The sequence below is a fragment of the Streptomyces sp. NPDC041796 genome, from assembly GCF_055590785.1.
Genome location: NZ_JBVJAH010000083.1, coordinates 1 through 3,394, shown reverse-complemented (window position 1 = coordinate 3,394; position 3,394 = coordinate 1). Strand labels below are relative to the sequence as shown.

2 protein-coding genes and 2 pseudogenes are annotated in these 3,394 nt (G+C 64.5%); all 4 read right to left on the bottom strand.

The features are described from left to right. Positions 1-291: 291 nt before the first annotated feature. Positions 292-1,210: pseudogene (locus tag ACZ6C1_RS38835) on the bottom strand (transposase). A gap of 111 nt (positions 1,211-1,321) precedes the next feature. Next, positions 1,322-1,963: a L,D-transpeptidase family protein gene (locus ACZ6C1_RS38830; RefSeq protein ID WP_469247732.1), complete on the bottom strand. Its 642-nt coding sequence runs from the start codon at positions 1,961-1,963 to the stop codon at positions 1,322-1,324. A 381-nt stretch (positions 1,964-2,344) separates the two neighbouring features. Next, complete coding sequence (locus tag ACZ6C1_RS38825; RefSeq protein WP_469247731.1) at positions 2,345-2,788, bottom strand: calcium-binding protein; 444 nt, start codon at positions 2,786-2,788, stop codon at positions 2,345-2,347. Between the two features lie 463 nt (positions 2,789-3,251). Then, positions 3,252-3,394: pseudogene (locus ACZ6C1_RS38820) on the bottom strand (transposase family protein); the annotation flags it as partial.

Here is a 3,394-nt window from a genome sequence, read left to right as displayed (position 1 = left end):
CGGCCTCTTCTTCCCCATGCTCTCCATGATGAACATCATCCTTCCGGGGCTGAAGCCCCTGATCTCAGATGTCCGTCAAAGCGGATCAAGCCCAACCGGCCTCTGCCCCCTCGCGACCAACCTCCTGGACGCCGCCACTACCCGGTGTTCGGCCTGGGCAGGCTGTATCACGAGCGGTGGAATGTGCTGGCGAGAGGGCGTAACGGGTTAGTCTCATGTGGCGCGGGGCTTACGACGTGGTGCGCGACTGAGGTCGGGATGTGCTGGCATGGCTGGTCGGCTGGTGGGTGATCACCGCATGGCGGTGCGGTCGGAGACCAGTCCGGCGATGGCGAGGTGGGTCTCGTTGTAGTACTCGCGGCGTCCGGTCCAGCGTTGGAGGGGGCGCCATTGCTTGTGCTCGGCGTTGGCGTGCTCGACCGGGATCCTGCGGGAGGACTGAGCCTTGCGTTCCGCCTCCCAGGTGGCGATTTCTTCGGTGTCGGCGTCCTTGCCGGGCTTCTTCGGCGGGGCTGACACCTGGTTGGGGAAGTCCTTCGCCAGACCTCGGTACCCGGCGTCGACCTGGGATTTCACCTCGGGGAACTGGACGAACAGGTCCCAGATTCCCTCGGTTTTCAGTGCGGTCTGATCGGGCCCGGTCGGATCGCTCCGGTCCACAGGGTACGGCTGGCCTCGTCGCTGATCACGGTGGTCTTCTTGGTGTTCTGCTTGCGCTTGCCGGAGACGAAGGCTCGGCGTCCGGGGCGGCCGGCCCTGGGGCGGCGGACCTGGACCTCGGGGTCCCGTCGATCCGCAGCTCGACACCCACGGCCGCCGCGTAGGCGAAGACATCGGCCAGAGTGCGTAACCGCAGTTCAGGAGTACTGGGCACGGCGAAACCGCGGGCCGCGAGCAGCGGCCGAATCTCGTGGACGGACCGGGTGACCGTGGAGCGGTCCACGCCGTAGAAGACGGCAAGAACGGCATGGGGGAGCTGGAAGCGGAGGACGACCAGGGTGGCGATCACCCGATCGGTGAAAACCAGCTGATGATCCGGACGGCCGCCCTCGGCCCGCAGACGGTCGTGACCTCGGCGTTCACCCAGCCGGGCATCCTCCCGCGCCCTCCAGGGCCCTGCCAGCTCGGCGATGATCTTGCCGAGTTGATTCCGCGAGATGCCAGTGCAGATACGATGCGAGAGAGCCGTACGGGCCAAGGATCGCTTCACAACTTTCCCAACCCGTACGGCTCTTCTCACGTCACGGCTTGATCAGCACTTGCTGTCGTACACCACGTCGTTAGCGTCTCCACGCCCTGGGAGTGTGCAAGCCTGCAGGCGTCATGTTCCCGGTTTGCGTCCGTAGATGTGGACGTCGTCGCCATTGTTCAGCAGGTTCCAGTAGGCCCTGGCGTCAGCCGGGCGCATGCTCACGCAGCCGCCCGAACCCGGCGGATTATACATGGACTTCATGGTGGAGTGGAGGGCCTGCCCGCCGTCGAAGAACTGTGCGTAGGGCATCCACACCTTGTAGATCGTGGACCAGTGCTTGAAGCTGCGGTGGTAGATCCTTTTGGCCCCGGTGCGCGTCTCGGCTCCGTTTCGTCCAGTGCGCACCGGCACTGGGCCGTAAACGAGCTTTGAGCCGTTTTGAATCCAGCTCAGCTGTCGGGTCAGGTCGATGCAGGCGATGCGGCCCTTGTTGATCGGGCACTTGCCTGCCTTGTTGGGCGTCTTGCCTGCTGCCCACTGCTTGGAAATAGTGTCCATAGTGCGCCAGGTGACTGGACCAGCGTATCCGGTCATTGGTGTGATGCCGTGTGTCTTCTGGAACGACTGGATTGCCATGCAGTCGGTCGGCGACTGCTTGCCGTCGACCGGTCGGCCAAGGAAATTCTCGACCTGCTTCTGATAGGGCCCGGACTGCGTCGAACAGGAGGCTGCTCGGGCCGGCCCGGGTTCCAGGAGTGTCAGTGACGCCATCAGACTTCCGATGCCGGCTAAGTATCCCGCCCATCGGTGCATACGTTGCATGCGCATGTCCTTGTTTACCGCCCGCATGTTGAGAGAGGGTATGGTCGAATACGGGTGTTGGGGGCAACTCTGCACGGGCGCTTAGTTCTTTGTGCCTTGCCGGGCACGGTGTGCAAGCGCTCCGGCTTCCAGAGTGAGGATGTAGCGACGGTGCTGATCTGCGGACGTTGGTGCTGGTCGGTGAGCTAGTGGTGATCGTTAGTGGCCTATGAGGCGCTGGCCTGGGGTCCATGCCTCGGGAGCGTATGGAAGTCTGCACCGGCGGGGGTTACTTGCAGCCGTCACGAAGTCTCCGTATCGCGGGGCCCTGGCGCCGTGGGCTGCTGCTGATTACGTTTCGCAGTCGACCGTGCCAAGCTCACCCGTGTCCGGGTTCCGGCACGTGTCGGAACCCGGCCCACCGTTGTTGGTGTTGATTCCCTCGTTGCCGTCAAGGGTGTCGTTGCCGTCGCCTCCGGAGATGGTGTCACGGGCACCGGTGGCGTTGATCGCGGCCGTGGTGGTGGGCATGGCGGCCTGACCGTTGACGGTGTCGGCGCCGTCCTCGCCGAAGATAGTGTCGTTGCCCGACGTGAGAGCCGCTGGGGTCTCGGATTCGCCGACAAGATTGTCGTTGCCGGTGCCGCCGCAGATGGAGTCATTGCCGGCTCTGCCGTAAATGGAGTCGTTACCTGCCAGGCCGACGATGACATCGGGGCCGTCTGTGCCTGAGAGGGTGTCATGGCCGGTGGTACCCGTGGTGTTCGCTGGCACTCCGCAGGTTTCCTGCGCCATCGCTGGCTGGGGTGTAGCCAGGATGGCCGTGGGTACCGCCATGACTAGGGCAGCAGGCCAGGTTCGGGGGAGGCAGTGTCTCCTCATTGTTCCCTCCCTTTCGACCGCGCGCTCTGGTCACGCGGCGCGTGCATGCAATCACCATCTTCCGGTGCCCGCAGGGAACCGGCCACTCCAGCAGCCATCTCGTCCAGCCCCATGGCGTAACCGTGAGAGATCCTTAAAAAGGCCTGTGGGCTGGTAACTGACGAGGCCAATGAGACGAGGCGGAGAAGGGGCTTCATGGATGTAGCCAGTTGCTCCCGCCGAGATGGCGACACCCGCGGCTGCGCTGGTGCAGGTCTGACTTGGCGATCGGTGGGCCCGGCATGGCGGGCACGCTGTCCCTCGTGCACGCCATGCCGGGGGCTGCTGTCGCCCGGACTCCTTCACGGGCGAACTGACCCATCACCGAGCTTCTTCGGCGTTGCTTCTCCAGGGCGAGGACGGCCTTGACGATTGACGTGAGTCGGTTGGGGCTGACGCGGGCTTTGCGGAAGATCCGCCAGGCCTTGAGGCGTGCGAAGGCCCGTTCCACAGGCGAGCGGAGTCGGGCGTGTGCCCGGT

What these genes read in the sequence shown, in the direction of transcription:
- ACZ6C1_RS38830 (WP_469247732.1), bottom strand. Translation starts at nt 1,963, where the DNA reads ATGGCGTCACTGACACTCCTGGAACCCGGGCCGGCCCGAGCAGCCTCC.
- ACZ6C1_RS38825 (WP_469247731.1), bottom strand. Translation starts at nt 2,788, where the DNA reads ATGGCGCAGGAAACCTGCGGAGTGCCAGCGAACACCACGGGTACCACC.